The sequence below is a fragment of the Shewanella sp. 8A genome, assembly GCF_023475945.1.
Classification (GTDB): domain Bacteria; phylum Pseudomonadota; class Gammaproteobacteria; order Enterobacterales; family Shewanellaceae; genus Shewanella; species Shewanella xiamenensis.
Window position 1 is genome coordinate 1 of the sequence record NZ_JAMDJP010000126.1, and the last position, 244, is coordinate 244.

General features: G+C 50.8%; 1 pseudogene. It reads left to right on the top strand.

What is annotated here, in order from left to right:
* Window positions 1-244: pseudogene (locus tag M0413_RS22845) on the top strand (IS4 family transposase); the annotation flags it as partial.

Sequence of the window (244 nt, forward strand, 5' to 3'; positions counted from 1 at the left end):
CCTAACCCTATTTGACCGAGGATTTTACTCGCTCGGCCTGCTGCACGCTTGGCAGCAAGCGCAACCTGATAGCCACTGGTTGTTGCCATTGAAGAAAGGCACTCAATATGAAGTAGTGCGAACGCTGGGGAAACATGACCAGTGGGTGAAACTCACCACGACACCTCAAGCCAGAAAGAAATGGCCGCAGCTCCCAGATACCCTTGAAGCGCGTTTATTGACTAAGACAGTGAAAGGTAAGTCA